Source organism: Streptomyces sp. NBC_00019 (assembly GCF_045041015.1).
Lineage (GTDB): Bacteria > Actinomycetota > Actinomycetes > Streptomycetales > Streptomycetaceae > Streptomyces.
The window spans coordinates 385,128-411,379 of sequence record NZ_CP108302.1 but is presented as its reverse complement, the minus strand read 5'-3'; the positions used below and the strand labels follow the sequence as shown (position 1 = coordinate 411,379).

Genomic DNA, 26,252 nt, shown 5'->3' with positions numbered 1-26,252 from the left:
GAGGTCCGGCTGAGTCGCCAGGAGGGCGGTCAGCCCGTCGCGTACGACGAGGTGGTCGCCGGCGACCAGGATGCAGTTTTGGGGCGTGGCCATGGCACCAGTACCGCTCGTGTGGCGCGGGCGGCGTCGTTCGGCGCACCGTTCAGCCGCGGCCGTAGTCGAAGTAGGCGATGTAGGGGCCCTTGACGGTACGGCCCGCACCGACCGCGAACCCGTAGGCTGCGTCGGTGCGCTGCTCAGCAGTCCATCGCTTCCAGTCCGCGAGGTGCACCAGCGAGTTCTCGCGATTGTAGGTCGCAGGGGTGCTGGCGGTGATCGCGCAGTGCGGCCGCACGATGCGGGTCGTGCACCAGCTCGACGTCGCAAGGACAACGTCGGCGAGGCCTAGCGGCACCAGTACCCTCCAAGAAGGGACGCAGAGGGCTGAGGCGTTCAGGCGTCGAATGGGAGCCCTGGCCTGTTCACGTTCGGGGCATCTGTACGCCGGATCATCTCCACAATCCGCACCGCCTGTTTCGTGTGAACGCCGGCGACGGCCCGTCAGCGCAACTGGAACCCATCGGCCCTGACGTGAGGCATGACCCTGCTCGTCACGCGGTACCGCCGGTTGGGGACGTCGCAGGACCTGGTGACGTGCACGACCAATGGCCCCGCCCATTCGTACCCCTTCTTCTCGCCGTGCCCCGCCAGCCTGTCGGTGAGGGCCTGCCCTACGCCGACGCCGCTACGGCTCAGCTCGTCATGGACGTGCTCGGCGAGCTCCACGTCGTAAGCGTTCGGCACCACTACCCGGCTCCGACTGCACACCACGGCTTGGCTGTCGCACTCACGCCGCAGCGCGTCGACCACCTCGACCGGTTCCTTCGGGAAGATCTGCGCCAGCAGCGCTTCCTCGACCCGCTCCAGAGTCCGTTCCCATCCCGTCAACGTGCCCATCCGACTCGTCTTTCCCTTCCGCTTCCAGGCGAGCATCGCGACCCGGGCACGACTGAGTGCTCATGCTCGGCTGTGGTGTCCGCGTCCCAGTCGCGGGTGTCCGCGACGCGGCGCATGACTCCTCTCGATCGGTGCCCCGCGGCAGACCGACCCGGCACTCGTTCTCGCTACCTGGATCACCGCACAGCGTCAGGCACCTGGCGGGAGAGGGGCACAACCGCGATCGGATCGTCGTAGCGGGCGGTGGAAGTCTTCCGCGGGGAGGATGCCGAGGATGGAGATGCCGGCCTCACCAAGATCACTCCGCCATCACCGAAAACCAGGTGGAGACGTGAGCCGGTGATATCGGGCGCCTCTCAATCTGTCTGTTACGTCAGCCGGGTCGTCGGGGCCTCGGGGGAGTGGGGGTAGGTGGCTGAGCGGTGTTGGAAGGAGAGGATCTTTGGGTTCTGGACGACGCCGTCGCGGATCTCGATGGCCTTTTTGATGGTGGTGTCGGTGTCCCATGCCGTGGGGCCGCTCATGACCTTGTGCAGGTAGGGAAGGAGCGCCTCGCTAATTTCCCAGGTGGCGGAGTTCCACAGGTGGGACGGGCTGTGATCCACCGCGTAGTAGTGGCAGCCGGATCCCACCGAGAGCATGGGCTCGCCGAACGTGGTCGGGCGGGCCCATGCGAAGCCCATGTCCTCGTCGCAGGCAACGTCGATGAAGAAGGTTCCCGGCCGGAAGAGGGCGAGTTCCTCGTCGGTGACGAACATGAGCGGCGCGTCGGTGTCCTGCAGGACACAGTTGACGATGATGTCGAACCCGGCCAGATACTCCGCGAGGGGCTGGGAACCGGCCGCGGTGACGGCCTGCAGGCGCGACGGATCGCCCTCCTGCTCCTCGAAGTGACCCATCACGACCGAGGGCATCGGTGACGCCACCGCTGCCGCGGCACGTTGGGTCAGCACGGTGACGTCGGAGACTCCCATGGCGCCCAGGCCCGTGACCGCTCCGCGCGCCGTGGCGCCGAAGCTGATGACCACCGCCCGCAGGCGGCGCCCGTAACTACCGGTCAGCCCGCCGAGCTGGAGGGCGTGCAGCACCGAGCAGTAGCCGGCGAGCTCGTTGTTCTTGTGGAACACATGGACGCTGAAGGCGCCCGTGGAGGTCCAGTGGTTCATGGCTTCCCAGGCGATCAGGGTCAGCCGATTGTCGATGCCGATCTGGGTCATCTTCTCGTCCTGCACGCAGTGCGGCCATCCCCACAGCACCTGGCCCTCGCGCAGCTCGGCGATGTCGTCGTGCATCGGTTTGGGCAGCAGGACGATGTCGCTCTCGGCGAGGAGTTGCTCGCGGGAGCGCAGGCCGGCGACGAGTGGTCGCAGGGCGTCGTCGGCGACGCCGAACCGTTCGCCGTAGCCCTGTTCGAGGAAGATCCTCTCGCGTATGGCCGGGGTGATCCGGTGGAGATGGTGGGGGTGCAGCGGCAGTCGGAACTCGTTCTCCTTGTGGGAGGAGGCGAGTACTCCGAGGCTCATCAGACTCATGTGGGGCGGCTCATTTCCGACCGGACGCGAAGTGCTCCGGCATTGCCGTTCCCCGAGGGCGACGCCGAAATGGATGACGGCGTGCGAGGTGCGCTCGGTAACGCCACCGTACTCCGGTATCGGTCGCTCAGCGGCCGCCGCTCGTTTGAGCTCGAAGGATGCGCAGGTCCAGGTCTCTGTGGAGGTCTGAATGAGCTGCCGGCGGGCTGGTGTTGCGAGGCGGCGCACAAGCGGCATGGCCGGGAGAGGTGGAGAGCACGTGCTGGGCGAGGCCGCGCTCGCGGGAACGTCGCAGACCGTGGGCCTGGACGTTCTGCGAGAGCGTGGCCTTGACGCCGTCATGGATCGCGTGGCAGTGCTGCCCCTGCTTGGTCTGCTGGTCGAGCCGGTGTCGCGTCTGGATGTCAGGTGAATCCCGCAGCCGTCACAGTCTCCGCGTCCCTCCAGAAGAGCCGAACCCTTGTCATGTGCCGGACTCGTTGTGATTCGGGTCCCTGCCGTCAGCTGGCGGAGAAGTAGTGGCCGTTGTCCAGATCGGCGAGCAGGCCGGGCTGAGCGGGTTCCCAGCCGAGGGTCCGGCGGGTGATGAGGTTGGACGCCGGGTAGTTCTGCGTGACGATGTTCGCGAGGAACCCGAAGTATCCCGGCACCATCAGTACGTCCGCGGGAACGCTGACGGCGGGCAGGCCCAGACGGCTGGCAATGGCCTCGGCGATCTCGCGGAGGGGGATGGCCCCGTCGCCAACCGCGTGCCAGTGTTTGCCGGCCGGTCCCTTCTCCAGCGCCAAGCGGAACAAGGAGGCGGCATCGCGGATGTGCACGGCGTTCCACAGGTTCGCGCCGTCTCCGGGGTAGCCGACGAAACCCTTTGCCTTCGCGAGCGCGATCAGCTGCACGAGGAAGCCGGCACGATCGGTCGTGCTGTGCGCGATGTTGGCAATCCGCACGACCGAAGACCGTACTCCCTGCTCAGCGAGGCCGATCACGGCGGTTTCCACGACGTTGCGAACCCGCAGGGTGCCCTGGTACTCATCGCCGCCGGGAAGGGCTGGGTCCTCCTCGGTGGCCGGTCGGCCCAGGTTCCCTGGCGAGCCGATGCTCCCCGCCGTGACCAGTGGCTTTCCGGTTCCCGCCAGTGCCTCGCCGTACGCGAGCATGATCGGGAGCTCCGCGGCGGCCACGGCGTCGATCCCGCCGGAGGGAAGCAGGTCTTGCCTGTGCGCGACGTGGATGACGCCGTCGGAGTCCGCAGCCGCATCCTTGAGTCCATCGAGGTCCTCGAGGTCGCCGCGACGCACCTTCGCGCCGAGCGCGGACACCGCCGCCGCGGCCGTGTCGGACCGGGCCAGGCCGGTGACCTCATGTCCGGCGGTGATGAGCTCGGGGATGATGTACGAACCGGTATGGCCGGTCCCGCCAGTGACGAAAACGCGCATGCTGCTGCTCCTGGTGAGAGTAGGTGGAGGGTCTGTTCTCCTCGTGCCGTAGATCGGCTGGCGTGATGTGGCGCGAGAAGTGGTGGTGCGGGTGCGGTCAGCTGAGAATGCTGACGCCGAGGAAGAAGTTGGGGTGCTTGACGGAGTGGGCGACGAGGCCCAGCTGCAAGAGGGTGACGTTCTTTAGCGTCCGCGCCAGTGTCAGCTGCCCGGTGTCCATCGGGCGCAGTTCCAGGCTCTCGGAGAACGCCGCGCGCGTGTTTTTGCCTGCGCCTCGTCGCCGGCGGTGGACACGGTCCAACTCCAGCCCCAACTCGGGACAGTCCGGAGGCTCCACCGATCCCGGAGCGGTTCAGGGGGCGCCGCTGATGGCGGGCCCGAGAAGGGGAATCACGAAACCGAGCTTCATCGCGAGGGTTTCCTCGGGCAGGATCGTTCGCCAACGTTGATATTCGACATCAGCGGGTCGGTGATCCATCAGCCGTGGTCAGGGCGCACGGCGCGCTGTTCGCCGACTGCTCGGCCCCGGGGGCTCAGCCGGTGAATTCGTTGATGCCGAGGGCGAAGTCCCAGTGGCCAACCCCGTTGCCGGCGAGGCTCACCGTGACCAGGCCCATTCCTTCGAGCCAGTGCGCCATTTTCAGGCCGCCGATGTCCAGCGGGCGCAGCCCGAGGCTCTCGATGAATGCCGCCACGTCCGTCTTGGCCTGCGCATCGTCGCCAGCGATGAAGACGTTGGGCCGGCCCTTCTCCAGGACATTACGGAAAATGGTGTTGAACGCCTTCACCACGCTGGCGCCGGCCGGGGCCACCTTGGCGACTTCCTGCGCGATCGAGGTCTCCTCGCTGTGGGCCAGTCCGTCGAACGTGGCGTTGAAGGGGTTGCTGATGTCGACGATGACCTTGCCCGCGAGGGCGTCTGCGTACTCGGCGACGACCGGAACGACGCCGTCGTACAACAGGGCCGTGATGACGATGTCCCCGGCCGGGACGGCGCCCCACTTGCCCGTCGTCGCGCCGCCGCCCAGAGTCTTGGCCAGGGCGTCGGCCTTGGACTGATCGCGTCCCATGACCTCGACGGTGTTGCCGCCCGCCACCGCGAGCGTGCCGATGGTACGGGCCATGTTCCCCGTACCGATAAGGGTGATGCTGCTCATGAGGTGTGCTCTCTTCCTGTTCTTGAGGTGTCGCTCTGTCTCGCTCGTGCCAGGTCAGGCGCACGACGTTGGCCGCGACGCTTCTGGGTCAACTGCCGTGCCTTTCCCGGCGCTTCCGGCTCGTCGGCACGCGAATTCGGAGCCCGCGCAACACTTCGGCGTGTTGCGGATGTCCGCGTGCGAGATGAGTTCGTTGTGGCGACCGGGTTGTTGTGGGGGGTGCCCGCGGCATTCCTGGTGTGGTTCAGATGGCGGTGGTGCCGCCGTCGGTGATCAGTTCCAGGCCGTTGACGTAGCTGGAGTCGTCGGAGGCGAGGAACAGGGCGACGGTGGCGATTTCTTCGGGGCGGCCCATCTTTCCGCGGGGGATGAGGGACTCGAATGCGGCCCTGGTTGCCTCGTCGAACAGTTCTTCCTGTTTGGCGGTGGCGACCTGGCCAGGGGTCAGGACGTTGACCCGGATCTTGCGGTCGCGCAGTTCGTTGAGCCAGACGCGGGCCCAGGCCTGCTGAACGGCTCTGCTTCCCGCGTACAAGCTCCAACCGGGGAAGGCACCGAGGGAGGCGTTGGATCCGGTCATGAAGATCGAGCCGTTGTCGTTGAACAGCGGCAGTGCCTTCTGCACGGTGAACAGGGTGCCGCGCGCGTTGAGCCAGAAGGCGCGGTGGAACTGTTCCTCGGTGATCTCGCCGAGGGCGGCGGGTTCGCCCATCCCGGCGCTGGCCCACAGCACGTCGATCGAGCCCTTTTCCCGCTTGACGGTGTCGTACAAGCGGTCCAGGTCGTCCAGTTCGGCCGCGTCACCCTGGACGGCGGTGACGTTGCGGCCGATCAGCTTGACGGCGTCGTCCAGTGCTTCCTGCCGTCGGGCCTGGATGAAGACGTGCGCTCCTTCCTCGACGAACAGTTTGGCGCCGGCCAGTGCCATGCCGGTGGATCCACCGGTGATCACCGCTACCTTGCCATCGAGCTTTCCCATGATCGCTCCGTTGAATTGATGGGTATCCGAAATATTGTGCTCATTTTGGGTCTGAGTCCTGCTATCGCGTTCCGATGCCGAATTCTTGTGCCGAATTCGCTCTCGGCCCCAATAGGTACCTATTCAGGTTGCCATTGGCCTGAGTGGGTGTCCAAGACCTCTTTTAACCGTGGTGATACCCTGAAGGCATCACCGGACCGGGAGACGCGATGGATCTGGACCTGCGCAAATTGCGTTACTTCGCCGCCGTGGCCGACCAGTTGCACTTCAGCCGCGCCGCCGATGAGCTCCACATCGCGCAGCCGGTGCTCAGCCGGCAGATCCGCGCGCTTGAGCAGGATCTCGGCGCCTCGCTGTTCACCAGGGATCGCCACGGCGTCGCGCTGACCGACGCGGGCCGACAACTGCTGTCCGACGCCGGTCCGCTGCTTGCCTCCGCGCACGCGGTCCGCCGCCGGGTGTCCCTGGCCGCCCGCGGCAGCCGGCGGCTGATGGTCGGCTTCCGCGCCGGCATCCCGGTCATCCCGGCGGCGCGGGCGTTCGAGGCCCGGCACCCGGACGTGGTCGTGGACGTGCAGCGGATCGAAGGGGACGACCAGGCCCCGATGCTGCTCGACGGCCGCATCGACGTCGGCTATGTGCGGCTGCCCATCGATGAGACCGGCCTGCGCGTCACCCCGCTGTACACCGAGCCGCGGGTGGCGGTGCTGCCCGCCGGCCACCGGTTGGCCGGCAAGGAGGAGGTCACCGAGGCCGACCTGGCCGGCGAACCGCTGCTCTGGCATGCCGACCCGAGCACGCAGCCCACCAGGTGCCCGCACCCTAACGCCGGGTACCTGGTGCGAGGGGTGGACGAGACGCTCGAGCATGTCGCGGCCGGCCGGGGCATCTCGTTCCTGGCCCGTTCAGCGTCCGTGTTCTACTCGCATCCGGACGTCATCTATGTGCCCATCCCGGATCTGGCACCCGAACAGGTGTGCCTCGCGGTGGCGGCATCGCGCACCTCGCCAGTGGTCGATGACTTCTTCGCCGCGGCTCAGGCGACGGCCGAGATCACGGCAGAATGTGGGAACTATGAAATGTGGCAGCTTGGAAGCGATGCCGTTTCAAAGCGCGATTGAACAGTCCGACTGACAACAGCAGCGCCAACAGTGGGCACACGGCCACAGCAATGGTGAAGGCATTGAGCTCGGGGGCGGAGGCGATGTTAACGTACAGTGAGAATCGACATCGTCGCGCGGCCGCTTCCAGGATGATGAAAATCATCATCCCGTTGAAGTGGTCAAAGGTATTCTCGATCAATTCCGCGAGACACTTCCACTCCTCGATCTCAATTCTGGTCTACCGGCATTTCGCGCAGTGGAGCCGGGACCGGGTCTGGGCCAGGCTCCATCGCATCCTCCTGGACGAGCTCGGCGCCCGGGGTGAGCTGGACTGGTCGCGGTGTGCGCGATCGACTCCGTCAGCCTCAGAGCCGTAAAAAGGGGGGCCGCTGACCGGAACCGAATCCGACCGACCGCGGCAAGTGCGGATCGAGGATTCACCTGATCACGGACCGGAACGGTATGCCTCTGTCGCTGGGTATCTCCGGCGCCAACATGCACGACAGCCTCGGGCTGAAGCCACTGGTGGGCGGGATCCCGCCGATCCGCTCCCGGCGCGGCCCGGGTCGTCGTCGGCCGGCCAGGCTCCACGCCGACCAGGGATACGACTACGACCACGTGCGTCGTTGGCTGCGCAAGCGGGGCATCCGTCGTCGCATCGCCCGCAAAGGCATCGAGTCCTCGCAGCGGCTGGGTCGCCATCGCTGGGTCGTGGAGAGGACGGTGTCCTGGCTGGATGCCGACGCCTGCACCGCCGTTATGAACGCAAGGCCGAGCACTTCCTCGCCATTGCCGCAGCCCTCATCAATTACCGCAGACTCACCACCTGACCCAATCTGTCAGGCACTCGATGCGGTGCGCACGAAGAGGCAGAACGGGTGGCCCGCCGGGTCGCACAGGACGCGGACATCATCCTGTACTACAGCCGTGACTCGTGTCCGTGTCCGGTAGCCGTGTGATGCGTTGACCTGTCCGTGAGTACGGAGCGGGCGGTGCAGGTGTGGGCGGGCTGGTTCGATGACTTCTTCGCCTCTTTGGCGGGTGTCTTCGGGCGGGTCGAGCCGCGTCGGATGGCGATGGCCTATGTGAAGGCGCTGGTGGCGCCGGTCGAGCGCAAGAACGGGTGGCAGATCGCCGAGCATGTCGGGCACTCGAGTCCGGACCGGGTCCAGTGGTTCCTGGCCCGCTCGACTTGGTGCGCGGATCAACTCCGTGACGCCCTGCGGTCGTTCGTCGTCCAGTTCCTGGCCCGGCCGGACGGGGTGCTGGTACTGGATGAGACGGCGTTCCTGAAGAAGGGCCGGATGTCGGCCGGGGTGGCCCCGCAGTACGCCGGGATCACCGGCCAGATCGAGAACTGCCAGGTCGCGGTGTTCTGCGCGTACGCCACCGACACTGGACGCGCGTTGATCGACCGCGAGTTGTACCTGCCCGCCGCCTGGTGCGCCGACGCCGGCCGCTGCCGCACCCAGCACATTCCCCGAGCGCGCGCGAAGGCAGTGGTGACCAAACCGGAACTGGGCCGGCGCATGGTCGAGCGGTGCCGCCGGGCCAAAGTGCCCTTCGGCTGGGTAGCCGCCGACAGCGCCTACGGCCAGGACCGCAAGCTCCGTGGCGCACTGGAGCGCCGCCGCATCCCCTATGTCATGGCCGTCCCGGTGGACGAGACGGTGTCCACCCACGGCACCGGGCCTCTGCGCGTGGACAAGCTGGCCGCCGGTATCCCGCTGATCTTCGAACGCCGCTCCTGCGGCGTGGGAGCCAAGGGTCTGCGCTCCTACGACTGGGCACTGGCCGACGTCACCTGGCCCGGCGGCGCCGAAGGCGGCCCCCGACGCGGCCATGTCCACCTGCTGCTGGTGCGACGCTCGATCACCGACCCCACACAGATCGCCTACTTCGCCGTGCACGCCAAAGCCGGCACCCCGATCGGCGAGATCGTCCGCGTGATGGGCCTGCGCTGGGGAATCGAGGACTGCTTCGAGACCGCGAAGTCCGACTGCGGCCTGGACCACTATGAGGTCCGCACCTGGGACGCCTGGCACCGCCACATCACCCTTTCCATGGCCGCCCTCGCCTTCCTCACGATCACTGACACCCGCAGCCGCCACCTCCAGGAACCCGACGGACACCACCTGTTGCCCGCACCGGCCGACCCTGCCCAGGCGCCCGAAAAGGGGGCCCGTCGGGCCGCGTTGAAAAGCTGATCCGCTACACCGCCGAGGAGATCCGCCGCCTGCTCAACCGGCTCGTCTGGGCCACCACACCGCCACCACCGGCGATCGTGATCATCCAGTCACGCTGGCGCCGAACCCACCAAGCACGCGCACAACGCTGCCACTACGCCACCCGCGACAAGCGAGATCGCGAGTCACGGCTGTAGTACCTGAGGCTGGAAGTCCGCCACAGTCGCACCCAGGGCAAGGGCACGCTCGACAGCTGGTGACAGATCATTCACCTCGATGTCCAGATGCATCATCATCTGCTGCTCCGACCGCGTAGAAGGCCACTGCGGATGTGTGAAGAGCGGCTCTGTCTGGAACGACAACCCGGCACTGCCATCGGGCGGAGCGATCTCAACCCAGCTGGCTTCCTCCTTCCGTATCGGCCACCCGAGCAGGTCCTGGTAGAACTGCGCCAGCTCATGGGCGTCTGGTGCATCAAGAGTGGTCGCGGCCAACGTGAAACGCGGTTGCGGCTTCATGCAGTGCTGCTGCCCCGTTTCGCTGCTGCAAGGCCAGCCCTCTTTCTCGCCCGTTACCGATGCCTCGCGTTGCCCGGACTGCGACGCCTCGTTCCGCCGCACATCACCAAATGGCGAGGCGTTTCGGATGGCGAGGCGTTTGAACTGGTGGAGGAGGGCGAAGGCCTGCTCGACGGCGTAGCGGAGTTTGTGAAGCTCCGCCTGTCGTTCGCGAAGTTCAGCTGTGTGGCGTGCCTGCTACCGGTTGGTCGCGAGGAAGTCCTCCAGGATCTCGACAAACCGCGCTGGCTGCTCCTCGGCCGGGTAGTGGCCGCAGTCGTCGAGGACGACCCCGGTGACGTCGTCGGCCGCCAGCCGCATCGTCTGGGCGGTAGTCGCGCCGCTCCACAGCGCGCCGCCGAGGGCGAGCACCGGCAGCTTCAGTCGGGTCTTGCTGCGCTGCTCGTTCTGCGCGATCGTCTCGTCCAGTGCCTGGTAGTACGCGAAGCTCGCCCGCAGCGCGCGAGGATCCGCGGTGATCGCGTCGACGTAGACGTCGACGGCGTACGCGGGTATCGCGTCCGGGGTGGCGGCCTTGGTGGCGAATTGCCAGCCGAAGAAGAGCCGCTCCCGTCCCTGGACCAGTTCCTCGTTGAGGTCGGTGAGCTGGTTGAAGCCGAACTGCCAGAGCTTCAGGTTGACCGCGGCCGGGCCGAAGAACGGCGGGGACGGCGTGAGTCCGGGGATCAGTGCTTCGAGGATGGCGAGCCGGTCCACCCGCGCGGGGTGATCGGCGGCGAGGGCGTATCCGGTCCACGTGCCGATGTCGTGGCCGACCACGTCGAAACGGTCGTGCCCGAACGCGGCCATCAACGCGACCAGATCGGCGGACAGTGTGCCGGCGTCGTACCCGTCGTCGGGCTTGTCGGAGAGCCCGGCGCCGCGCGAGTCGACGGCGACGACGGTGTGCTGGCGGGCGAGTGCGGGCATCACCTCCCGCCAGGCGTACCAGGTCTGGGGCCACCCGCCGATCAGCAGCAGCGCCGGGCCGTTTCCGCCGGTGACCGCGTGCAGCCGCAGTCCGTTCACCTCCATGAGCCGGCTGGTGAAGACGTCAAGGAATCCGTCAGGCAGCCGCAGCGAACTCAGGGTTGTCATGCTGGCGACCATACCCATCTTTGAATGATCGGTACAAGATGTGTAGGCTGACGGACCATGGCAGGCCGCAAGCAATTCGACGTGGACGAGGCGCTACGACGTGCGATGCACGTCTTCTGGCGCTGGGGTTATTCGGAGGCCTCGATCGATCGCCTGGTCGAGGGCACGGGCCTGGGCCGGGGTTCGCTCTACGGAACCTTCGGCGACAAGAGCGCCCTCTTCCGCAAAAGCCTCCAACGGTACGCGCAGACCTACCACCCGCTGTACGAGCAGGCACTGTCCGGCCCCCACTCGAGCCCGAGCGCCGTTGTGGCCGACTTCCTGCAGGTCGCCCTGAACCGTATCGCCGACCCGACGGTCCCGGACGGCTGCCTGCTCACGGTGTCGGCAACGCAGTTCCCGGCGCTTGACGCGGAGGGCCAGGCGATGGTCCGCGCCATGATCGACGGTTTGCGGGCGAGGCTGGAGCTGGCGTTGCTGGCGGCGGGGGCCGGTGAGCAGGAGGCGGCAGAGCTGGCGTTGTGCACGCTGGCGACGAACAAATCTCTGGCAGTGCTGAGCCGCGCCGGCTTCTCGGGCGAAGACCTGGCAACCGTCGCGGCAGTCGCCGCAAAGAATGCCAAGGCTCCGCCGATCCGGCCGGCCGAACCGTCGGGGCCGCGATAGGCGGGAACGACTCCGTCGCCAATGGATCTGCAGAGATACGGCCGGGCCCGCAAGGCGTGAGAGGGCGGTTCGTCGTTCACAGGCCGAGTGGCACCGGTCGTGCCGGGGTCCCTGAGGTGATCAACGTGCGCAGCAGTCCGGCAAGGTCGCGGGGGGAGAAGAGATCAGGGCCGTGATAGCCGGAGACGTCTGGCAGGGACCACCACTTGAGCTCGCTGATGTGCTCAGCCGCGAGTTGGTCGTCAGACAGCTCCCCGCGAGGCTCGAACAGCACCGTGCGCACGAGGAAGTAGTCATTGATCACGCCGTCGTATCCGGGGGCGTGACCTGGCGCCACGACTTCCTGATGCCACACATGCGGCGGGTCTGCCTCGATCCTGAGACCTACCTCTTCGCGCACTTCGCGACGTAGCGCGCCTAGCGGCGTCTCGTCTGGTTCGATTCCTCCGCCGGGTGCCGCCCACACGACTGTCCCCGCCGGGTCCGGGATCGTAAAACGGCACAGGAGGATGCGGTCGTCTTCGTCGAGGATGATCGCGCGAACTGCATGACGCATGCTCACCGATGGCATCCGGAAAGCCTAGCCGTCGCTGCCAGAGCGCCTTGTGGTCAGCCGTAGTAGGCCGAGGAACGGCAACGCACGGTGACGGCTCACGGATCGTGTGCCGGGCCCTCAGCGGCACCGCAGCCAATGACGTGTGCACCGGTGAGGGCCGGTTGCGCCTGGGCTGAGGGCCTTGTCCCACTGCGGGCCGGCGGGGATCATGACCGCGTGCCACACCGAGCGGGACTCACCGAACTGCTCCTACGCGCCGGACTGACGGTCGTTGAGGACGTGCTCCCGGGCAGCCTGTTGTCGCCGGAGGCCGGCTGGCGGATCGCGCGGGGGATCGCGGCGCCGGACGGCGCGGTCCGGGAAGCTCTCGACGCCGCGTGGTGGCGCCGCGTTGCAGCAGCCGACGGCGAGTTCCTGGTGGCGGTCCTGGGATATCGGATCGGCGGCAACGACTCCTGGTGGACCCGGGTCCGCTACGAAGGGGGCGGCGTGCCGGGGCTGAGCGGCGGCCCCGGGTTCGTGGCGCTCTCCCTCGACGGGCAGGTGCTGCTGGCGGAGGTGCCCGGCGCGGACGGGCCTCGGATGACGGCCCTCGACCGACTGCCGGAGCGGCTGGAGGAGGCCGCCGCGGCCGCCGGGCGCGAGACCGAGGCCGAGCGGGCCGAGGTGTGGGCGGCGGTGCCCGGCCGGCCAGCATGGCCTTTGCACTGGGCGGAGGGGATCGGGTCCAATCCGGCCGCGCCGGACGAGCTGCTGATCCGGCTGCTGGACGTGGAGGTGGGCTTCTTGCACGGATGCGACCGGCACGCCGTACTCGACGCCGCCGTGGCGCATCCCGATCCGCAGGTGCGCTCGAGGCCTGCGGACACCTTCCGGCCCAAGCTCACGCCCGATCAGTGGGTACGCCTGGTCCGCGCCGAACCGTCACCGAGCCGGCGCGTGCTCTGGGCCGAGCATGCCTGCGCCTGGGGCGTCGAACTCCCAGGGGACCTGTACGACGACCTCCTCGCCGGCCCATCCCGCGCTCAGGCCGCCGAACTCCCCGGGCTCCCCGCACACCACCTGCCCAGCCTCGTGACCGACGCCGAACCCCGAGTGCGGGGCACTGCCTGCGCCCGGTGGGAAGACCTTGCCGCGCCGCTGCGGGCGCGACTGCTGGCCGACACCGACGACGCGGTCCGTACGGCGGCGCTGCTCGCCCACCACACCGGCGTCCCCATGCCTCGCGAGGTCTTTGCCGCGCTGCCCGCGCCCCGGCGCGCCCTCGAACAGTGCCGTCTCTCGCCCGAGCTGGAGGCGGAGCTGGTCCGGGACCAGGATGCGGAGGGACGTCGAGCGCTGGCGCTCAACCCGCGGCTCAGTGCCCACGGCGTTGCCGTCCTGGCGCAGGACCCCTACGACGACATCCGCTCGGCAGTGGCACTGCGGCCCGACCTCAACGAGGAGCAACGTGCCGCGGTGCGCCACGACTTCGACCCGACGTCGATGTCGCGCACGCTGCCCTGGGTCGAGAGCCTGCACACTGACGCCGACGCGATGCGCCGCCTCGCCGAATCGTCCCATCCGCTCATCCGCCGAAGCGTGGCCCGTGCCCGGCATCTTCCACCGGACGTCGTGGAGCGTCTGGCGCGGGACGAGGACCGGACGGTCCGCCTGTTCCTCGCCGAATCGTGCGATGACGCACCGGCCGAGATGCTGCTGGAGGTCTGGCGCTGGTGGGACGGCAGCTTCACCCACCCCGGCCGCCCCCGCAGCCACCCCAACTTCCCCCACACGGACCTGCTGCGCTACGCCGGCGACCCCGACGGGCGAATGCGCCGCCTGGCCCTGGACGATCCGCAGTCCACGCCTGCCGACGTCGCACGTCTCGCCCGCGATCCCGAAGCCGAGGTGCGCCGCCGCGCGGCCGAGGACCCCCGGCTGTCACCGGCGGACGCGGTGCGGCTTGTGAACGACCCAACAGCCCACGTCCGCGGGACCGCGATGCGCAATCCGCGGCTGCCGGCCCGCGTCCTTGCCGGGCTGCTGCACGACCGCGACACGGCAAGTGCGGCGGTCACCAATCCGGCGATCCCCGTCCCCGTCCTGCACCGCATGCTGGCCGCGGCCGCGGCAGCCGTGGCAGCCCGGCCCTGACCACCGCCACCCCGCTGTGGAACGTCACGCAATTCCCCACCGACGGCGTCGACTTCCCCGCGGGCACGTTCGAGAGTTCCGCTCAGGGCTCGGGCGTCCACTCCACGGGAGGGGGTCTGCGGCTGTAGTGGACTCCTCTGGTGCCGTAGTGAGCGAGATGCAGGGTTTCACCCTCGACCTGGAGCTCTGCCGGTGGCGGGTTGGGAACAGTAATCTGAGGGTGGGAGTGGCCGTCGATACGGACCGGCTCGCGGGGCTGGTTCCAGCTGTCCGCCCAGTTCTGTGCCCACTCACGGGGCCACGGGTTTTGCAGCGTCCGTGGGCGGCCGGGTCGTGCAGGTAGCCGTTGAGACTGCGGACGAGACCTTCGCTGTAGACACCCTTGACCCGGAAGTTCTCCAGGTCCTGCGTGCGCACGACCATGTTGATGTACCGGCGGCCGTTGCCTCGGTGTCGGCCCACCGCAGGCCAGCGGCAGTGGCCGGGGTCCCAGCGCAAGCGCGGGATCCACCGCAGGGCGCCTACGGGGAAGTGCTTCGTGCCGCGCTGGATGTCGAGCCCGCTCTCGCCGTGCGCGGTCTCTCGCACCACGTTGGCCACCAGGCACCAGCCCAACAGCCCGTCCGGTGTGTCTTCTTCGGTAGGTCCCGTGTCTGCCACGCCGAGGATTCTGAGGCAGGGGGCGGGGCGCGAGCCAGCTTTTATCGGACTCTTTCGTGGATACCCCCGGCTTCAGCCGGGGGAGGAAAACGAAACTCCTGCGGAGCAGGGCACAGAGCTGGGATGCGCCTCAAGGGCGGATCACAGTGCCCTGACCGGCAGGTTTGATCGCTGCCTGTGGTCTGGCTAGGTTGTGGGCGTGGCCGTGCACCCTGTGAAGCGGGCGTTCAAATACCGCTTCTATCCGAGTGATGTGCAGGCGGCGGAGCTGTTGCGGACGTTCGGTTGCGTGCGCAAGGTCTACAACCTGGCGCTCGCCGCCCGTACCGAAGCGTGGGAACGCCAGGAGAGGGTCAACTACAACGCCACCTCCGCGATGCTGACGGCGTGGAAGAAGACCGAGGAGCTGGCCTTCCTCAACGAGGTGTCGTCGGTGCCGCTGCAGCAGACGCTGCGGCACCTGCAGAGCGCGTTCACCCACTTCTTCGCCAAGCGCGCGAAGTACCCGCGCTTCAAGTCGCGGAAGAGGTCGCGGAAGTCGGCGGAGTACACCAGCAGCGGATTCCGTATCCGGGACGGCCGGCTGACGCTGGCGAAGATGGCGGACTCGCTGGACATCGTGTGGTCCCGGCCGCTGCCCGAGGGAGCGCAGCCGTCCACGGTGACCGTGTCCCAGGACGCGGCCGGGCGCTGGTTCGTCTCGATCCTGTGCGAAGACCCGTCCGTGAAGCCGCTTGGGTGTAGATCTTCTGAGGGTGCCTCGTTGGGGTGATTCGCAGAGGTTCGGGATGCGGTCGGTCGTGCTGACTTCTACCGTCGCCGGGGTCGAGCCCGCCGTGAGGCGTGCGGGTGCTGAGCGAGGGTGGGTGTGGTGTGCCGTCGTTGATGGAGGCGTTGGAGGCCAGGCGAGCTGAGGTACTGGGCCATGCCGAGCGGCTGCGTGAGCAGATCGCTGGTCTGTCCGAGGAGTTGTCTGGGGCCGAGGAACGGCTGGCGCGGTTGCAGATCGCGCGGGAGACGGTGGAGGAGGTGTTGGCCGCGCCGTCTTCGCCGGTGCCGGGCTCGGACGGCGCGGGTGGGCGTGACGGCGGGGTCGCCGTGGCGCTGTTGAAGGCCGAGTCGGAGCTGGATGTGACGGTGATGTCGCCGGAGTACCGGGAGATCATCGCCTTGTTCGCGACCTCGGGAGCGGCGATGCGCTGCAAAGAGGTCTGTCGGCAACTGGGTCTGGGGACCGAGCCGCGGCACGTCGAGGGGATGCGCTCGAAGCTGAAGCGGCTGGTGGAGCGCGGAATCCTGGCCGAGCCTTCGTCCGGGCTGTTCAAGGTCGACGGCCGAAAGCAGGGGTGGTGAGCGTGGTGAGGCCGTCCGATGGTGCGCTCGCGGAGTGTGAGGACGCTTTCGCCGCCTCGGCGGGTCTGTTCGCCGCGGCGTGTGCGGAGCTGGCGGCTCCGGAAGCTGCGGTGATGACGCACGCGCGGTTGGAGGACCTGCTGGGTGCGCGGATGCGCGAGGTCACCCGGCAGTTGTTCCAGGACCACCTGACCCTGCGGGCCAGGGACGAGGTGCGCCGTGAGGACGTCGTGGACGCTGCCGGTGCCGGGCGCTCCCGGATCGAGCGGGGCCGGCGCCGGATGCTGGCCACGGTGTTCGGCAAGGTCACCGTGGTCCGGATCGCCTACCGCGGCACCAGGGTGGCGGACCTGCACCCGGCTGACGCGGTGCTGAACCTTCCGGACGCACTGCACTCGCACGGGCTGGCCAGGCTCGCCGCGATCGAGTCCGCCCGCGGCAGCTTCGCCGATGCCTGCGAGCGGATCAACGCCGTCACCGGCTCCGGAATCGGGCACCGGCAGGTCCAGGAACTCGCCGTCGGCGCCGCAGTCGACATCGACGCGTTCTACGACGCCCTCGTGCCGGCTCCCTGCACCGGCACCACGCCGCTGATCTTGTCGGTCGACGGCAAGGGCGTGGTGATAAGACCCGAAGCACTGCGTGAGGACACCGCGAAGGCTGCGGCCGCCAAGGGCGGCAACGCGATGAAGACCCGGCTGGCGTCCGGGGAGAAGCACGGCAGGAAACGGATGGCCACCCTGGGAGCCGTCTACGATGCCGAGCCCGCGCCGCGCACGGTGGACGACATCTTCGCCGACCCCGACCGGCAGGACGACGCCGCCCACGGCGCGACGCCCGAGCGCCGCCAGGGGCCGAAGGCCCGGTCGAAGTGGTTGTGCGGCTCGGTGACCGACACCGCCGCGCAGGTGGTGTCCGCCGTGTTCGACCAGGCAGAGCACCGCGACCCCGGCCACCGCCGTTGCTGGGTCGTCCTGGTCGACGGGGCCCGCCATCAGATCGACCTCATCAAGGCCGAAGCACTACAGCGCGGCGTGGACGTCCACATCATCGTCGACCTGATCCACGTGCTCGAATATCTGTGGCGAGCAGCCTGGTGCCTGCACGACAACGGCGACGCCTCCGCCGAGACCTGGGTCGCCCGCCACGCCCGCACCCTCCTGGCCGGCGGCGTGCAGCAGACCGCCGCCGCCATCGAGGAAGCCGCCCGCACCGCCGGACTGCGTGGCGCCCAGCGCAAAGGCATCGACGAGGCCGTGAACTACCTGACCGGCAAGGCCGAACACCTGCACTACGACACCGCCCTTGAACGCGGCTGGCCGATCGCCACCGGAATCATCGAGGGAGCATGCCGGCACCTGGTCAAAGACCGCCTGGACATCACCGGCGCCCGCTGGGGCCTGTCCGGAGCTGAAGCCGTACTCAAGCTGCGCGCCGTCCGCGCCAACGGCGACTTCGACGCCTACTGGACCTGGCACCAGCAGCAGGAATTCACCCGCAACCACCAGACGCGCTACCGCGACCAGGTCATACCTACCTGATCGACAGCGCCCTCATTAGATCTGCACCCAAGCCGCTTCCCGCCACGGACGCGGTGGTCGGCATTGACGTCGGTCTGGACCACCTGTTGACCCTGTCCACGGGGGAGAAGGTCGCCAATCCCCGGCATGAGCGCCGTGACCGGGCCCGGCTGGCGAAGGCGCAGCGGGAGCTGTCCCGCAAGGCCAAGGGCGAGGGAGTCAACCGCCGCAAAGCCCGCCGTCGGGTCGCCAGGATCCATGCGCGGATCGCCGACCGGCGCCGGGATCTGCTTCACCAGTTGACGACTCGGCTCGTGCGTGACAATCAAACGCTCGTGATCGAGGACCTGACCGTGACCAACATGGTCAAGAACCGTCCGCTTGCCCGGGCTATTTCGGATGCGGGCTGGCGTGAGTTCCGCTGCCTGCTGGAGTACAAAGCTGCCTGGTACGGGCGGGAAGTGATTGCGGTGGACCGGTTCTTCCCCTCCTCTCGATTGTGCTCCGGCTGCGGCAGTGTGCGGGAGAGGCTGCCGCTCAGCGTCCGTGTCTGGACGTGTGGGACCTGCGGGATAGCCCATGACCGGGACGTGAACGCGGCGAAGAACCTTCTGGCCGCCGGGCTGGCGGCGTCTGTCTGTGGAGCCGGTGTAAGACCTCAACGGAGTTCTCCGGGCGGGCAGTCGGTGACGAAGCAGAAAACCCCACGGCGCGAGCCGTTGGAATCCTCCTCGTTCACGAGGAGGAGGAAGTCAAGGTCACGTGCATCCTTGGTCGGAGCACATGATCAGACGAAGGCCGGCTCAGCGTCCGGTGAATGCCCAGGTGAGTGACCTAGTTTGAAGCACATTTCGGGACCGTCCCCCACTCGGCCGACCTGGCGGTAGCGTGATCGACATGGCGGCTGAGGGCGAGACGGCAGAGGGCGAAGCGCTGGTCGGCGGCATGGTGAACGTGGGCGCGGTCTTCCGCCACGGTGCCCTGGTGGAGCGCCCGGCGCCGCGCACGGCGCGCGCCCTCCATGTCCATCTTCTTGCGCTCGCAGAGCAGGGGTTCGACGCGGCTCCGAGGCCGATCCGTCTGACCGCTGACGGCCGGGAGCAGCTGACCTTCGTCCCCGGCGACGTTGCTCTACCGCCGTTTGCGCGCTGGGTGATGACCGAGACCGCGTTGCGGTCGGTGGGCAGCCTGCTGCGGCGTCTGCACGAGGCCAGCGTGGCGATCGCGGTTGATGCACGCGTGGAGTGGCCACGGTCCCTGGCCGATCCGGCGGGAGGAACGATGCTGTGCCACAACGACGTGTGCCCGGAGAACGTCGTCTTCCGCGATGGCCATGCCGCAGCCCTGATCGATTTCGACTTGGCGGCCCCCGGCCGAGCGGTGTGGGACGTTGCCATGACCGCCCGCTACTGGGTTCCCATGCTCGATCCCACGTCCGCGACAGTTCTGTATCCCGCGGGGCTGGACGCCCCGGCACGACTGCGGATCCTCGCCGACGGCTACGGCCTCTCTCCGCAGGAGCGCGCTGAACTGCCTGGCGTCATCGAACAGGCCACCGCATCCTGCCGGGCCTTCGTTGCTGATCGAGTGGCCGACGGTGACCCTGTTTACCTCCAGGCGCTGGCCGAGCACGGTGGTTGGCGGCGTTGGGACCGCATCCAGGAGTGGCTGGTGGCTCACCGCGAGATGTTCACGGCTGCACTGCTGGGTTGACTGGCTAAAGGGCTGTCCCGCGATTGATGTTGGGGTGTGTTGGCCTGGCGGTTCGGTTGATGCGTAATTCAGCAGGCCGCCTGGCAGACGGGCACGAGTTCGGTGCTTGGCTTGTGCCGGGTGGGCCTGCGGGCGGCGCGGTCGGAGATCAGCCCTGCGACGCCGCCGTGGGTTTCGCCGTAGGTCTCCCGGTGTCTGGTGTACCGCTGAAGCGGACGCCACTGGCGATGCTCGGCGTTCGCGAGGACTGGAGGCGCTTCATCTCGCACCAGCCATACCGTTCGGTCAACGGCGCTTCGTCATCGGCCCTCTTCGGCTTCTTCGGCCGGGCGAGCCCTGGCCCGGGAACTCGTTGGCCAGCCCCCAATAGCCGTCGTCGACCTCCGCTTTGACCGTGGGGTGCCGGCGGAAGTGCTTGGCGGTGCCCTCGGTGCGCACCGCGGTCTGGTCGTGCATCCGGCCCGGCCGCACTGCCCCCGACCACACGGTGCGCCCGTGCCCGTCACTGTTCGTGGTCGTCTTGATGTGTTCTGCTTCCGCTTGTCCGACACGAACGCGCGCCGGCCAGGTCTGCCCGCCCTCGGACGGCGGACCTGGGTCTCCATCCCGTCAATCCGCAGGGTGACGTTTTCGTCTTCGGCGTAGGCGAACGCGTCCTCCAGCGTGCGCAGCCGCAGTCCAGGATGGTCCGGGACGGCGAAGCTGCGCTCGGCGAGCAGCGGACGGATCTTACCGATCGCGGGGCCGATGGTGGACGAGCTCACCTCGTAGACCACTCCCATGGGCCTGGCGGGTGAGCCCGGTCCGCAGGTGCACCAGTGTCCCAGCAGCCGGTCGACGAAGGCCAGTCCGTACTTTGGTGCGGCCCCGCCTCCCGGCGACGGGAACCCCCGCGTCGGTCGTGCGGTCCAGACTCGCACCGCGCCTCCCAGCGCGCGCCGAGCTCGGAGGCCAACTCACCCAGGTGCTCCTCCGACAGGCCACAGCAGGCAGAATGGGACATGGCCGCGCGGGCCTGACTGAGCATCACACCCCAGACAACTCACGCGGCCTTCGCCATGTCCCCACCTGCGACCAAGATCAATCGCGAGGCAACTCGTAAGGGCATGCAGCCCGGTCCAAGCGGTATGCAGCTGCCCGGCCGTCCGTTACTCCACACTCCGCGCGCTCACCGCCTGGTACACGCCGTAAAGCAGCTGTATGCCACCGATGGCGATCAGCACCACGCCCACCTTCGTGAGCGTAAAGACGGGAATGTGAACATCCTCGGTGAAGAAGCGCATCGCAACTCCGATGACGGCGCAGGCTGCGCCCTCGACGATGTTCTTCGAGGCGGGAGCCACGGTGGCTGATCTCCTTGAGGTCGCTTCGTCCCTGGCGCCCAGGGCTGTTGCTCGCCCACAACCCTAGGCAGGGACGCGGGGGCGCAACCTCAACCTGCCGGATGAGATGCGCACTACACACTTCGATGGACCGGAAGTCGCGGCCTTCGTCATGTCGCGGCCGCCCCGCGATCAATCGTGGGGCGGCCCGTAAGAGGTGGAAGGATCGGCTGACCGAGAGTCACACGGCCACACGCGGTGGACCAGGGCTCGTTCTCGCGAACGAAGCCAGGTGATCAGTACCCAGGGCTTGGCTTCGCCGTCGAGCAGGACGTGCCGGGGGATGCGCATGACGCCTTCGAGCGTCTTGTGGGTGCGGGTTTCCACCGCCGTTGTCCCATCAGCATCTGACGTGTCGCACGTCGGTGCGTCGGGCGGGGTGTGCGCGATCGGCCGGCCGGTCCTGTTTCCGGGTTTGTCCGCGCTGTACGTGCTGCGGGCTGTGCCGCACGCCCGCTCATGCGCCTGTCTGCGGCGTTTTCGTCGCGTGGGCGGTTGCGGGCGGCGGGTCAGGAGATGCTCCAGGCGCGTAGTTGACGGCCGATGAGGCCGACTCCGGCGGTGCCGGTGGCTGTATCCCGTACCAGGGCTACCGCTTCTTTGGGCGGGTATTCGAGCCGGCATCCGTTCAGTGCCAGGTACGCCTCGGCTGCGTGCCAGGCGAAGGCCTCGTTGGAGTGCTCCAGGCAGGGCAGCCGCACCAGTGTCTGAAGGAGTGCTGCGGCTCTGAGGTGCAGGGAGCCGTAGACGTCGTGTTCCAGGGCGCGTGCGTTGACCCGGGCGACGGCCGCATACAGCGGGCCGTAGTCATCCACCTGCGGGTCGCCCGGCAGGAGCTCGGCGGCATGGAGCAGGAAGGCCACATCGAGCGGGTGAAGCGGTTTGTTCTGGGTCACGCGGCGTGGCCCCGGCCCGGCTGCCGCCCGTCGAGCTCGTGGCGCGCCTGGAGCTCGGCTGCGCGCTGCTGCGCACTGGGATCGACGGTGCTGCTCTCCTCGGCGAACGCGGCTGCGCTGTGGGCCATCGAGGCACGGAAGGCGTCGAGGAAGGCGTTCTCCACGGCGGTGGCGCGGTCGTAGGCGGCGGACAGGATGTACTCCTGCAGGCTGACGCCCGCCTGCTTCGCGGCGGCTTCGATCGCGGCATGCTGAGCGGGGTCGGGGAAGCGCAGGCTCATGGCTTTCGGATGCGTCATGGTATCAACGGTACCGCCGATACCGGCGGCCGGTCCAGGGCCCTGAACCGGGACAGGAGCGCCGGTTCGATGACGGCAGGCAGGCAGGCAGGCAGGCAGGCAGGCAGGCGAGCGGGCCCCGGGCCGCGCGGACGGCCGGGCGTACCCGTCAATGTGCCGGCAGCCCCTCTCTGGATGTCCGTCGCAAATGATCCGATCCGCGTCGAGTGAAGGGCCACGCGGCGGCTGGCCCTACATGGCCTGGACGCACACCCTCCTGTACGCCACCTCCGGCACATACGTCCGCCACTGCTCCCGCGAGAGGTTCGCCCCTGTGCCCGCCCGGGCGCACACCTGGGTGGCCGCCCGTTCGGGGTCGACCGCGTACCGCTGGAGGGGGACGTGGGCGCTGCCCGCGTACAGGGTGGTGCTGTCGGCGGTGAAGGCGAGCGAGTTGATCATCTCGCCCGGGGTGGTCAGCGGGCCGCCCAGGGGCTGTTGGGTGGCGATGTCCCAGAGCTGGAGTGTGCCCGTGGTGCCCCCGACGGCCAGGGTTGCGCCGTCCGGGCTGACCGCCAGCGCGCTCACCGCTTCCGGTACCTCGCCCAGGGGAGCGGGGAAGACGTTGCGCAGAATGCCCGTACGGTCGTTCAACTCCCCGTCCCACAGGGCGACCCGTCCGGTCAGGTCGCCCGCCGCGAGGCGTGAACCGTCGGCTGCGAAGGCGAGGGCGCTGATCTGTTCGCCCTGGACGAGCCCCTTGCCGGTGACCTTCCCCGCGCGCAGATCCGCGGTGCGGTTGTCGCCGACGAGGAGGCTGCCGTCGGGGTGGACGGCCAGATGGGTGCTGGTCAGGCCGGTAAGGACGGTCGCGCGGCGGCCGGTTTCGGTGTTCCACACCTCGTCGACCGGCTTGCCGGGGACGGGCAGGCGGGCCGTGTACAGGGCGCCGCCGCCCGGTCCCAACGCCAGGGCGGCCACCGGGGCGGCAGACTCGGGCGTCGCGAGTTGCAGGGTTGCCCGGAGCCGGTCACGGGTCAGGTCCCAGACCGTGAAGCGCTGGGAGGCCACGTCCGGGCCGGGCACCGAGACTCCGTACGAGAGCGCCTTGCCGTCGGGGCTGAACGCGAGGAGGGCCACCGTGTGTGCCGGGACCACCGGGTCGGAGGGGGCGGCCGACACGGGCGGGGGCGGGGCGGGGAGCGTGCGCAGGAGGCGGCCGTCGGAGGTGGCCCGGAGTTCGAAACGGTAGCGGGCGTCGACGAGTTGGGCGGTCGCGTAGGTGCGGCCGTCGGGGCTGATGCGTACGGCCGTCATCGGGTGCGGGCGCCAGGCCGGCGTGACCGCCCTGCCCAGTTCCAGGCAGTGGACGGCGCCGCCTTCGAGGTAGCGCAGGGCGGTCCGGCGGGCGGGGTCCCAGGAAAGGCCGTACAGGTGCTGGTTGTTGACGCGGTGGCGGAACACGGGGGCCGCCGGGTCCGACAGGCGCCACACCCGGATCTCCGCGCCGGTGGCGGTCGCCAGGAAGGTGCCGTCCGGGGTGAACGCGGCCTGTTCCGCGCCCGGTTCGTCGAGGTGGGCGACCTCGCGGGCGGACGCCGTGTTCCATACGGTCACACCGGACGCCGAGAGCGCGGCGAGCCGGGCGCCGTCGGCGCCGAACACGAGGGCGGTCGCTTGCGCCTCGGCGCACAGGCCGCGGGTCCGTTCCCAGGGGCCGGGACGGATGCGGTGGCCGGCGATGTCCCAGACTCGCGGGGACCCGCCCGCCGGGCAGACGGCGACCAGGCGGCCGTTTGCGCTCACGGCCGGAGTGACCGGGCCGCCCGCCACCCGGCCCCCGAACAGCACGCCACCGCCGGTGACGGACCGCAGGCTCACCCGGTCGTGGCCGGTGCCGCTCACGACGTAGCCGCCCTCCGCGATGTCGATGACGGAGGTGGCGGGGAGGGGGCGCGGGTCGCCGGTCCAGCGGCCGGTGGCCGTGTCCCACAGGCGGATGCCGTCGGCTCCGGCGAGCGCGAGGAGCCGGGCGTCGGGGCCGGCCGCGAGCACCTTGGCGGCGGGGAGCCGGCCGGAAGCGGTACGGCGGCCCGTGACCACGTCCCAGGTCCGCCAGGTACGACCTTCGACGCTGAGCAGCGTGCGGCCGGAGCCGGCGAGGAAACGCTTCGGGCCGTCGCCCGGCGCCGGGTCGGTGAAGACGGCGTGTTCCACCTGGGCGAGGGAACCGAGCAGCGCCCGGCGGGCCTCCGGCAGCGGTGAGACGCGCCAGGCGGCGACGCCCAGCAGCATCGCGGTGCGCGGATCGGTCGTGCGCGTCGCGTCGGCGAGGTCGGCGACCCGGCGCGCGGCGGTGTCGGTGTGATGCCGTGTGTTGTCCACGCCCAGGTGCCAGGCGGCCAGCCCGCCCATCAGGGCCAACGCCAGGAGGGCGGACAGCGCGCCGACGAGACCGCGGGTACGGCGGGCGGCATGGGCGGCGGCCCGGACCTGCGCCGCGCGGGCCGCGAATGCCGCGTCGAGGAACTCCCGCTCGGGCGGGGTGAGAGGGCCCCGTTGCCCGGTCGGTTCACCGGCGAACAGGTCCTCGGCGCGGGCCAGCCTGCTGCCCCGGATCAGCGCACCCGGGTCGCGGTCGTGCTCCAGCCAGAGCCGCGTCTCCTCGGCCAGCCGCCGGTGGTGGCCCAGCCACTCCCGGTCCTCCTCGATCCAGTCGCGCAGCCTCGGCCAGCAGGTGATCAGCGCCTCGTGGGCGAGCTGGACGCCGTCCTCGTCGGCGGTGAGGAGCCGGGCCCGGGCCAGGCGTTCCACCACCACGGGCGCATGGACGTCGGTCGGTTCGGCCAGTTCGGCCCGGGTCAGCGGGCGCCGGGTGTCGGAGCCGCCCTGCCCCGGTTCGACCATCCGCACCAACAACTGGCGGGCGCTGCGCGCCTGTTCGGGGGTCAGCTGCCCGTACACCTCCTCCGCGCTCGCCGCGATCGCCCCGCGCACCCCGCCCGCCGCCTCGTACGCGGCCAGCGTCAGTAGCCGGCCCCGGCGTCGCCGCCAGGTCTCCAGCAGCACATGCGACAGCATCGGCAGCGCGCCCGGCCGGTCGAGGACCTCCTCGACGATCCGCGCGGTAAGTTCCCGTTCGACCAGGAGCCCGATGGCCGCCGCCGGCCGGGTCACCGCCTCCCGCAGCTCGTCCGCCGTCATGGCCCCGACCAGCAGCCCGGCACCGTCGAGCGCGTCCGCGAGTCCCCGCTGCTCGGCGCAGCGGGCGTAGAAGTCGGCCCGTACGGACACGAGTACACGCAACCGGCTGTCCGGGTTCCGGGCGGCCAGCAGGAGGTCGACGAACCGGGTCCGCTCGGCGCGGTCGTGGCAGAGGGTGAAGACCTCCTCGAACTGGTCGACGACCACCCAGCTCTCCGGGTCCCCCTCGTTCGGGACCAGCAGGTGCCCGTACGTCTCGGCGGGCCGCTCCCCGGGCGTGAACACCCGCACCTCGGCAGGCGCGACAGAAGAGTCCGGGGCGTCAGGCGAGCCGGGGGAGTCCGCCGCGAGAGGGGCGCTTGGGGCGGAGTTCCGTTCCCGGTCGGCGCTTTCCTGCTGGAGGCGGGGTATCAGCCCGGCCCGCAGCAGCGACGACTTCCCGCTCCCCGACGCCCCGAACACCACCGCGAACCTGTGCTCCCGCACCAGCCGCACCAGCTCGCCGACCAAGTGGTCCCGCCCGAAGAACAACTCCCGGTCGTCCCAATCGAAGGGCGCCAGCCCTCGGTAGGGCGCCGCGGCCGCCCCGTCCTCGTCGCGGGCGGCGGACGCGGCCTCCGCCTCGGCGTCCTTCCAGCGCGGTTCCCACTCACCCGGGTCGCCCCCGCACGCCCGCACATACCCCTGGACCACCGCGAGCGACGGCAGTCGCTCCCCGCGCGCCGCCTCGGACAGCGTCGCCGCGGAGAACCCGGCCGCCTCGGCCATCCGCCGGTACGAGGGTCCGCCCGCCGTCCGCCGCAAGTCCCGCAGCTCATGGGCGAACCGCTGCACCGGACCGGCCTGCGGGTCCACAGGTCTCTCGGGACGCCCCATGAGCTCCACCCTCCCCATCCCCGTACAG

Annotated in this window: 22 protein-coding genes and 4 pseudogenes; 11 read left to right on the top strand and 15 right to left on the bottom strand. The window is 69.2% G+C overall.

Annotated elements, in window-relative coordinates:
• Positions 1 to 142: 142 nt before the first annotated feature.
• The 3 genes from OHU89_RS01935 to OHU89_RS01925 form a co-directional block, all read right to left on the bottom strand.
• Positions 143 to 394, bottom strand: a complete 252-nt coding sequence (locus OHU89_RS01935; RefSeq protein ID WP_405639191.1) for a hypothetical protein — start codon at positions 392 to 394, stop codon at positions 143 to 145.
• Between the two features lie 146 nt (positions 395 to 540).
• On the bottom strand, positions 541 to 936 hold the full coding sequence (locus OHU89_RS01930; protein WP_405639189.1) for a DUF3662 domain-containing protein: 396 nt from the start codon (positions 934 to 936) through the stop codon (positions 541 to 543).
• 368 nt (positions 937 to 1,304) lie between these two features.
• Complete coding sequence (locus tag OHU89_RS01925) at positions 1,305 to 2,468, bottom strand: N(5)-(carboxyethyl)ornithine synthase (protein ID WP_405639187.1); 1,164 nt, start codon at positions 2,466 to 2,468, stop codon at positions 1,305 to 1,307.
• 259 nt (positions 2,469 to 2,727) lie between these two features.
• Between OHU89_RS01925 and OHU89_RS01920 the strand changes: the two genes are divergently transcribed.
• Entirely contained in the window at positions 2,728 to 2,880 is a 153-nt protein-coding gene (locus tag OHU89_RS01920) for a hypothetical protein (protein WP_405639185.1), read from the top strand.
• Between the two features lie 88 nt (positions 2,881 to 2,968).
• On the opposite strand, the gene OHU89_RS01915 is transcribed toward OHU89_RS01920, so the two are convergent.
• The 4 genes from OHU89_RS01915 to OHU89_RS01900 all read right to left on the bottom strand — a co-directional run bounded on the left by OHU89_RS01915 (position 2,969) and on the right by OHU89_RS01900 (position 6,040).
• Positions 2,969 to 3,904: an SDR family oxidoreductase gene (locus OHU89_RS01915; RefSeq protein WP_405639183.1), complete on the bottom strand. Its 936-nt coding sequence runs from the start codon at positions 3,902 to 3,904 to the stop codon at positions 2,969 to 2,971.
• A gap of 97 nt (positions 3,905 to 4,001) precedes the next feature.
• Positions 4,002 to 4,217, bottom strand: coding sequence for a hypothetical protein (locus OHU89_RS01910; RefSeq protein WP_405639181.1), 216 nt, complete (start codon positions 4,215 to 4,217; stop codon positions 4,002 to 4,004).
• A gap of 220 nt (positions 4,218 to 4,437) precedes the next feature.
• Positions 4,438 to 5,061, bottom strand: a complete 624-nt coding sequence (locus OHU89_RS01905; protein WP_405639179.1) for an NADPH-dependent F420 reductase — start codon at positions 5,059 to 5,061, stop codon at positions 4,438 to 4,440.
• Between the two features lie 244 nt (positions 5,062 to 5,305).
• A complete protein-coding gene (locus OHU89_RS01900; RefSeq protein WP_405639177.1) occupies positions 5,306 to 6,040 on the bottom strand; it encodes an SDR family NAD(P)-dependent oxidoreductase in 735 nt (244 codons plus the stop codon).
• Between the two features lie 209 nt (positions 6,041 to 6,249).
• Here OHU89_RS01900 and OHU89_RS01895 point away from each other — a divergent pair, with 209 nt between their 5' ends.
• From OHU89_RS01895 to OHU89_RS01885, 3 genes and pseudogenes are all read left to right on the top strand, one after another.
• On the top strand, positions 6,250 to 7,161 hold the full coding sequence (locus OHU89_RS01895; RefSeq protein ID WP_405639175.1) for a LysR family transcriptional regulator: 912 nt from the start codon (positions 6,250 to 6,252) through the stop codon (positions 7,159 to 7,161).
• 230 nt (positions 7,162 to 7,391) lie between these two features.
• A pseudogene (locus OHU89_RS01890) lies at positions 7,392 to 7,973 on the top strand (IS5 family transposase); the annotation flags it as partial.
• Positions 7,974 to 8,135: 162 nt separating this feature from the next.
• Positions 8,136 to 9,233: pseudogene (locus OHU89_RS01885) on the top strand (IS701 family transposase); the annotation flags it as partial.
• Between the two features lie 281 nt (positions 9,234 to 9,514).
• Here the strand turns inward: OHU89_RS01885 and OHU89_RS01880 are convergent.
• Entirely contained in the window at positions 9,515 to 9,847 is a 333-nt protein-coding gene (locus OHU89_RS01880) for a VOC family protein (protein WP_405639173.1), read from the bottom strand.
• A gap of 237 nt (positions 9,848 to 10,084) precedes the next feature.
• Entirely contained in the window at positions 10,085 to 10,984 is a 900-nt protein-coding gene (locus OHU89_RS01875; protein WP_405639171.1) for an alpha/beta fold hydrolase, read from the bottom strand.
• A gap of 57 nt (positions 10,985 to 11,041) precedes the next feature.
• Here OHU89_RS01875 and OHU89_RS01870 point away from each other — a divergent pair, with 57 nt between their 5' ends.
• Positions 11,042 to 11,650, top strand: a complete 609-nt coding sequence (locus OHU89_RS01870; RefSeq protein ID WP_405639169.1) for a TetR/AcrR family transcriptional regulator — start codon at positions 11,042 to 11,044, stop codon at positions 11,648 to 11,650.
• Between the two features lie 76 nt (positions 11,651 to 11,726).
• Here the strand turns inward: OHU89_RS01870 and OHU89_RS01865 are convergent, their stop codons facing one another.
• Positions 11,727 to 12,221 carry an NUDIX hydrolase gene (locus OHU89_RS01865; protein ID WP_405639167.1) on the bottom strand — a complete coding sequence of 165 codons (495 nt, stop codon included), beginning with the start codon at positions 12,219 to 12,221 and terminating at the stop codon, positions 11,727 to 11,729.
• 201 nt (positions 12,222 to 12,422) lie between these two features.
• Here OHU89_RS01865 and OHU89_RS01860 point away from each other — a divergent pair, with 201 nt between their 5' ends.
• The 6 genes and pseudogenes from OHU89_RS01860 to OHU89_RS01835 all read left to right on the top strand — a co-directional run bounded on the left by OHU89_RS01860 (position 12,423) and on the right by OHU89_RS01835 (position 19,588).
• Positions 12,423 to 14,342 (top strand): hypothetical protein, encoded by a 1,920-nt coding sequence (locus tag OHU89_RS01860; RefSeq protein WP_405639165.1) that lies wholly within the window; start codon positions 12,423 to 12,425, stop codon positions 14,340 to 14,342.
• 859 nt (positions 14,343 to 15,201) lie between these two features.
• Positions 15,202 to 15,738, top strand: a pseudogene (locus OHU89_RS01855) (RNA-guided endonuclease InsQ/TnpB family protein); the annotation flags it as partial.
• Positions 15,739 to 15,875: 137 nt separating this feature from the next.
• Positions 15,876 to 16,355 (top strand): hypothetical protein, encoded by a 480-nt coding sequence (locus OHU89_RS01850; protein WP_405638640.1) that lies wholly within the window; start codon positions 15,876 to 15,878, stop codon positions 16,353 to 16,355.
• Positions 16,356 to 16,360: 5 nt separating this feature from the next.
• On the top strand, positions 16,361 to 17,896 hold the full coding sequence (locus tag OHU89_RS01845; protein WP_405654216.1) for an ISKra4 family transposase: 1,536 nt from the start codon (positions 16,361 to 16,363) through the stop codon (positions 17,894 to 17,896).
• A gap of 29 nt (positions 17,897 to 17,925) precedes the next feature.
• Positions 17,926 to 18,594, top strand: a pseudogene (locus OHU89_RS01840) (RNA-guided endonuclease TnpB family protein); the annotation flags it as partial.
• A 178-nt stretch (positions 18,595 to 18,772) separates the two neighbouring features.
• Complete coding sequence (locus OHU89_RS01835) at positions 18,773 to 19,588, top strand: phosphotransferase (RefSeq protein ID WP_405639163.1); 816 nt, start codon at positions 18,773 to 18,775, stop codon at positions 19,586 to 19,588.
• 285 nt (positions 19,589 to 19,873) lie between these two features.
• On the opposite strand, the gene OHU89_RS01830 is transcribed toward OHU89_RS01835, so the two are convergent.
• From OHU89_RS01830 to OHU89_RS01810, 5 genes are all read right to left on the bottom strand, one after another.
• Positions 19,874 to 20,044 carry a hypothetical protein gene (locus OHU89_RS01830; protein WP_405639161.1) on the bottom strand — a complete coding sequence of 57 codons (171 nt, stop codon included), beginning with the start codon at positions 20,042 to 20,044 and terminating at the stop codon, positions 19,874 to 19,876.
• Positions 20,045 to 20,736: 692 nt separating this feature from the next.
• Positions 20,737 to 20,931, bottom strand: coding sequence for a DUF5708 family protein (locus OHU89_RS01825; RefSeq protein ID WP_405639159.1), 195 nt, complete (start codon positions 20,929 to 20,931; stop codon positions 20,737 to 20,739).
• A gap of 548 nt (positions 20,932 to 21,479) precedes the next feature.
• Positions 21,480 to 21,866 (bottom strand): fic family toxin-antitoxin system, toxin component, encoded by a 387-nt coding sequence (locus OHU89_RS01820; protein ID WP_405639157.1) that lies wholly within the window; start codon positions 21,864 to 21,866, stop codon positions 21,480 to 21,482.
• Positions 21,863 to 22,165, bottom strand: coding sequence for a DUF1778 domain-containing protein (locus OHU89_RS01815; RefSeq protein WP_266898442.1), 303 nt, complete (start codon positions 22,163 to 22,165; stop codon positions 21,863 to 21,865). The genes OHU89_RS01820 and OHU89_RS01815 overlap by 4 nt, the downstream gene beginning before the upstream one ends.
• 231 nt (positions 22,166 to 22,396) lie before the next feature.
• Positions 22,397 to 26,224 (bottom strand): hypothetical protein, encoded by a 3,828-nt coding sequence (locus OHU89_RS01810; RefSeq protein ID WP_405639154.1) that lies wholly within the window; start codon positions 26,222 to 26,224, stop codon positions 22,397 to 22,399.
• Positions 26,225 to 26,252: the final 28 nt, after the last annotated feature.

Excerpts from the sequence above, each read along its gene's own strand:
- OHU89_RS01930 (WP_405639189.1), bottom strand. The coding sequence starts at position 936 with ATGGGCACGTTGACGGGATGGGAACGGACTCTGGAGCGGGTCGAGGAA.
- OHU89_RS01925 (WP_405639187.1), bottom strand. The coding sequence starts at position 2,468 with ATGAGTCTGATGAGCCTCGGAGTACTCGCCTCCTCCCACAAGGAGAAC.
- OHU89_RS01915 (WP_405639183.1), bottom strand. The coding sequence starts at position 3,904 with ATGCGCGTTTTCGTCACTGGCGGGACCGGCCATACCGGTTCGTACATC.
- OHU89_RS01905 (WP_405639179.1), bottom strand. The coding sequence starts at position 5,061 with ATGAGCAGCATCACCCTTATCGGTACGGGGAACATGGCCCGTACCATC.
- OHU89_RS01900 (WP_405639177.1), bottom strand. The coding sequence starts at position 6,040 with ATGGGAAAGCTCGATGGCAAGGTAGCGGTGATCACCGGTGGATCCACC.
- OHU89_RS01895 (WP_405639175.1), top strand. The coding sequence starts at position 6,250 with ATGGATCTGGACCTGCGCAAATTGCGTTACTTCGCCGCCGTGGCCGAC.
- OHU89_RS01880 (WP_405639173.1), bottom strand. The coding sequence starts at position 9,847 with ATGAAGCCGCAACCGCGTTTCACGTTGGCCGCGACCACTCTTGATGCA.
- OHU89_RS01875 (WP_405639171.1), bottom strand. The coding sequence starts at position 10,984 with ATGACAACCCTGAGTTCGCTGCGGCTGCCTGACGGATTCCTTGACGTC.
- OHU89_RS01870 (WP_405639169.1), top strand. The coding sequence starts at position 11,042 with ATGGCAGGCCGCAAGCAATTCGACGTGGACGAGGCGCTACGACGTGCG.
- OHU89_RS01865 (WP_405639167.1), bottom strand. The coding sequence starts at position 12,221 with ATGCCATCGGTGAGCATGCGTCATGCAGTTCGCGCGATCATCCTCGAC.
- OHU89_RS01835 (WP_405639163.1), top strand. The coding sequence starts at position 18,773 with ATGGCGGCTGAGGGCGAGACGGCAGAGGGCGAAGCGCTGGTCGGCGGC.
- OHU89_RS01830 (WP_405639161.1), bottom strand. The coding sequence starts at position 20,044 with ATGCACGACCAGACCGCGGTGCGCACCGAGGGCACCGCCAAGCACTTC.
- OHU89_RS01815 (WP_266898442.1), bottom strand. The coding sequence starts at position 22,165 with ATGACGCATCCGAAAGCCATGAGCCTGCGCTTCCCCGACCCCGCTCAG.
- OHU89_RS01810 (WP_405639154.1), bottom strand. The coding sequence starts at position 26,224 with ATGGGGCGTCCCGAGAGACCTGTGGACCCGCAGGCCGGTCCGGTGCAG.